3 protein-coding genes are annotated in these 4505 nt (G+C 44.5%); 1 reads left to right on the top strand and 2 read right to left on the bottom strand.

The annotated features are described in order from the left end of the window. Window positions 1-185: 185 nt before the first annotated feature. Window positions 186-1277, bottom strand: coding sequence for a carboxypeptidase regulatory-like domain-containing protein (locus HQK80_15670; protein MBF0223630.1), 1092 nt, complete (start codon window positions 1275-1277; stop codon window positions 186-188). A 391-nt stretch (window positions 1278-1668) separates the two neighbouring features. Next, window positions 1669-2190: a hypothetical protein gene (locus HQK80_15665; GenBank protein MBF0223629.1), complete on the bottom strand. Its 522-nt coding sequence runs from the start codon at window positions 2188-2190 to the stop codon at window positions 1669-1671. A gap of 610 nt (window positions 2191-2800) precedes the next feature. On the opposite strand from HQK80_15665, the gene HQK80_15660 reads away from it, so the two are divergent. Next, window positions 2801-4505 (top strand): cytochrome c3 family protein (locus HQK80_15660; GenBank protein MBF0223628.1); only part of this gene is annotated, 1705 nt, incomplete at its 3' end.

Below are 4505 nucleotides of genomic sequence, written 5' to 3'. Positions count from 1 at the left end.
CAGACTATTTACTGATTTCCCAGCACCTCAAACCCAACAAACTTGGCAGTATGAAATAAAATCAACCCAACCTACGCGATAATAATCACGAAACAACAACGGGTTATGCCACCCCGGAAAGTTGAGTAAGCAGTTAATCTTTTAAGCCCTCGCGCAGTGCGCTAAGTTCATCTGGTTACGCCGGATTATGGCATTATCGGTTCGGCTATAATCTGAAGTCCGTTAATTGATTTATCTTGTTCAATTTTCAGGCTGTGGTTTGGCGTTCCTTCGTATATTCCGTAGTATTCTCCGGCAACTGGAGCCTCGCCAACAATCTCTCTGGCAACCAAATAATAACTGCCTGGCGGCATTTCAAGTCTGAACATGCCGTTTTTATCTGTACGTGCAATAAAGTCACTTTTGAACCGCACAATATACATCTGAAATAAAAAAAGGTCATCAGCGGTATAGGCAGACACAAAGAGATTGGGTATTGGCATGTTGTTGCTATCGGTTACCCGTCCAGCGACTATTGAAAATTGAGTGTTTTTTCCGGCAGTTTCTTTTATGGAAGCCGTTTCCATGGACGCTGTGCGGCGTTTCTCCTCCCTCTTTCCACGAGGATCTTCAGCGTTTTGGTTTAAAAAGGCCTCAATGTCGTCTCTTGGATAGCAGGACAGATCAATGGTACATGATTTTGCGGGGCTGACCGTGACCGGGTTTGCCGAGCTATAGCAGAAAAGATCACCTTTTTTAAGTGGGCCAATAGCGTTATTGTCCTGGCGTTGTCTGGCAATAACGACATATTGGCCGGGCTCCAGATCAAACCAGAAGGAGGCGTCTTCCCCGATAGTGTTGGTGAGAACGCCCATGCCGCGAAATGGTTCGTCTGTGAGTGTGTAGGCGGAAATGCTGCCGGATTGAACAGGGAGGCCTTTGTAGCGAATTGTGCCGCCGATGCCTTGGAAGCCATCTGTGCAGGTAGTTTTTGTCTGGGGAACAGTAAAGAAAGGCAGCCAGAGATCATCATCAGAAACACGAATTGGATTTAAGCCATGATATGAATAGAGCGGTGTGTTGTTGCCTGTGCCTTGAGCTGTAAAGTAGTACTGACCTTGAGGTATATTAATGATGTATTGCCCGGGCTTTTCACCTCTATGGGAAATTGTAGCGTTTCTTTTGTGAAGGAGATCAGCATAGGTTTTATAGGCTCTGACCTCAACGGCGCTAGTGGGGCCGTTTTCATCAAGAATAATTCCCTGAACTAATGCCCCATATGCACTAACAGGAAACATAGAGAGTAAAACGAAAAAAATACAAAAAGGGTATCTCATAAGCTATTAGTTGTTGGCATGTTGCGGCGGCTTCTTAGTTGTGAGCGCACCAGTTGTTAGTTTTTTTTGCCACGGAACACACTGAAAAAACTTAAAGCAGCAGTATGATGAAATCCAATAAACAAGGTTATTTTACCACAGAGACCACAGAGGTCACAGAGGTCACAGAGGACAGAGTTTCAACAGTCTTTTCCTCGTGCGCTCTGCGATCTTCGTGGTTATAAAATGTACTAATTTAATAGTAGTAGGTTGGGTAGAGCTCCGCGAAACCCAACAAATTTCTGGACACCCACCCCCCCAAGATATGTTGTAGTAGTAGGTTGGGTAGAGCTCCGCGAAACCCAACAAATTGCTAAACAATTTCTATGGGTATTTCCTGCGAAGTTACACCTTCAAAAAAAGCCTTGATAATTGGCTTGGCTGGGTCAACCATTGAAATAATAAACATAAGCATCCTGCTGCCCTGGCCGAGCATCAGGTCCAGTTCAGTCGGTGTATCTCGTATAGGATCATGGTCCCAGGCGACTCTATGCATGTGGTATGTCCCTATTAGGGAACAGTTTTGAGAATGCATAGTTTTTAAGGCGTCATCAACTTCCTGCTGATCAGCAACCCAACCACGCTCTGTAAAGGGGGTCACCGAGGGAATGGCATGGCATTCCATCTGGTGATCCATAAAACGTTTATGGTTTTTGCTCCCTCTGGCGTTCTTATAGAGGGGGGCAATGGAAACGACATCTATCGTATGGTCGTTAACCCTGCCGCCAATCAGCCCAAAAGCCTTGAAGTCTTGATTCTCACATGCAAGATGGTTGCCAGATATTTTTCTGCGACAATGTACGAGTAGTTCCTGCCACTGTTGTGCTGGTAACACTATTGCGTATTTATTGTTTTTGGTGTAAAAAATTGGATTCGCCCTTAAATTTAACTAGGTGTTTGTGGGGAATTAGGCTTGTTTTTTTAAGGAGCTTTTTTTCTCTCCAAAGTCCCTATTGTCTCTTTAATATAGACAACTTATCAGGTAACTGCAAGCCAGCGGCTATGAAATTTTAATTGTTGTCTTTTTTTAGTCTGTGTAGCTGTGAAGTTGCCGGGCACTTTGAAAAGGGCCCACAATATATTTTTTGGTTTAGGGGGTGGGTGGGTTAAATCACTCCGCAAAAGTGGGTGTATTCACCCCTCGTGCCGAGTCAGCTAGTGAGCAAGGTGTCCGAGTAGAATTTCTATCTCACTGTCTTTACTGTAGAGTTAGAATTAATTCTTTGTAAGGCACATTAATTGCACAATGACCAGGAACTTAGTTGTAGCTCAAGAGTGTTTGTTTTCGGACAAAAAAACCTTAACAAACCCTTGATAAATGTGAAAAGAAAAGCGTAGAATTATAAATGACATTTGCCTAGATTTTTCAAAGGTTGTTTCTCGTAATACGCATTTCAAAAAATTATTTTTTTTAAGTATATAAATTCAGCTTGGGGGAGTTTGGAATGAAGAGATTATCTCTGTTGTGTTCAATTGTAGTTTTGTTAACGGCGACCGCGGTTCAGGCCGCGGTGCTTGACGCACCGCATAACGAAACGAATGGAATTACCTGTAACAGTTGTCATAGCTACTCGTTATGGTGGCAGTACTCACCCGCTGAACAACATTCAGCGCCAAACTATGCGGGCATTTCCACGGCGGTCTGTAATCAATGCCATGGTGATGCAGATACCTATGCCGCGCACATTCACAGTAAGGCTTCGACTAATCCTGCCTCGTCGTATTTGTGGGCGAATGATGCCAATTGTGTTGACTGCCATGACCCCCATGAGCAGGAGCAGCTGTATTGGAAGAATGATGCTGCCGCTCCCGAAGACCCCTTCTTGGTTACAGGTGTTGTCTCAGCCGGCGGCATAAATGTAGTGGGTAATACAACTGAAATTACCTTCGACGGGACAGCCCTTGTTAATCTTCGTGGCACATGGCCGATGGATGATGTAGATCCTTTGGCTGTTGACTGGACCAACAAAAACAACACGACTGACTCAAGAACGACCCCCCCTCGTTCTCTTGTTTTGGTTCATGATACTACCCTTATAGCTAATACTTATCCGATTATCTCAGTCGTTGACGGCGGAGCAATAAGCACAGTTACCGTTGCGGGTATCATTGATCCTGTAGAGGTAGGTACTTCTTGTACGTATGATCCTTCCTGCTCATCAAGCAGCAGCTCTTTTGGTTTGATTTATGGTCAGTTAATTCGAAAACAGGTTAACGGAAAGAGCGTTAAGTTCTTTGATGGCCAGGGCGGTTTTGTTGATACTGCCTATACCCCTGTTACAGACCCTGCAACTGGTATCTGCCAGGTCTGTCACGTTCAGACAAAGTATTGGACAAATGACGGAACAGGTGATGACAGTGTTCCAGATGTTGCAAACCACAATACAGCAAAGAACTGCACAAATTGCCATATTCATAGTGACGGGTTTACCGCTCAAGGTCATGATGCGACCCATTTTGCGTATGCCGATATCTCCTATACCGGTATGGCTGGCGCAACAAAGATAATTGGTTGCTCAGTGTGTCACTCAAGCGCAAGCGGGCCAATTGGCTTACATGCCACATGTGGTATCTGTCACCAGGATAGCTCTGGAAGCGGTGTGTTAAGAATAGCCGGAGACCTTGATCCAGCCGTTCAAGTTGACCCACTGTTAGGAATAGATGGTGATCCTAATGGAGAATACAATGCAACTCACACATACGCGTCAACCTGTAATGATTGTCACAATGTAACCGTTAAAACAAATATCGAAAATAATCTTCCTAATATCCATCATATAGAATCAGCAAATAATTATGCTGCCAACGGTAACTGTACTGCCTGTCATAAAGATGAGCAGGATAATGGTCTGGCAGCTGCAGACCATTCAACATTTATAACTTTAGGAACTATTCCTGGAACCGTTACAAGTTGTGAGACTGCTGATTGTCATGAAGGCGTTAACTCGCCAGTAAGTGCAAATGCTCTGGGTGCTCGAATTGATCCTAGTAACCCTCAGGTTCATGATGCATGTACAACCTGTCATACAAATACTGGTGCATTAAAAGTATTCGCTGACATCGCTGTTGCGAATCAGTATCGCGTGAAAGATCCTATGGCAACAGCAACAGGGTTGGCTCATGGCTGTCTCGATTGCCACAATGCGAGCT

Source organism: Desulfobulbaceae bacterium (assembly GCA_015231515.1).
In the GTDB taxonomy this organism is placed as follows: Bacteria; Desulfobacterota; Desulfobulbia; order Desulfobulbales; family VMSU01; genus JADGBM01.
The sequence above is the reverse complement of the archived record's forward strand: the minus strand, read 5'-3'. Positions and strand labels throughout refer to the sequence as shown.

What these genes read in the sequence shown, in the direction of transcription:
- HQK80_15670 (MBF0223630.1), bottom strand. Translation starts at nt 1,277, where the DNA reads ATGTTTCCTGTTAGTGCATATGGGGCATTAGTTCAGGGAATTATTCTT.